Below are 255 nucleotides of genomic sequence, written 5' to 3'. Positions count from 1 at the left end.
CGAAAGTGCTGCTGCTTGATGAGCCAATGGCAGGCATGGGGCACGAAGACGTGCACATCATTGCCGCCCTCATCACCGATGTAGCAAAAGATCGTGCGGTGCTGATGGTCGAACACAATCTCAAAGTTGTGGCCGACATCGCCCATCACGTCACGGTGCTGCAACGCGGCGAAATTCTCGCATCGGGCAATTATGCCACCGTCGCACAAGACGAGCGCGTCCGCACTGCTTATATGGGAACCGAACATGAATAGA

Annotated in this window: 1 protein-coding gene; it reads left to right on the top strand. The window is 55.3% G+C overall.

The features are described from left to right. Nucleotides 1-254: ABC transporter ATP-binding protein C-terminal domain-containing protein (locus tag QSJ70_RS27615; protein ID WP_502871730.1), on the top strand; the 254-nt coding region annotated here is incomplete at its 5' end. Nucleotide 255: the final 1 nt, after the last annotated feature.

The organism is Brucella sp. NBRC 12950 (assembly GCF_030268145.1).
Classification (GTDB): Bacteria; Pseudomonadota; Alphaproteobacteria; order Rhizobiales; family Rhizobiaceae; genus Brucella.
This window is presented reverse-complemented; position numbering and strand designations above follow the sequence as displayed.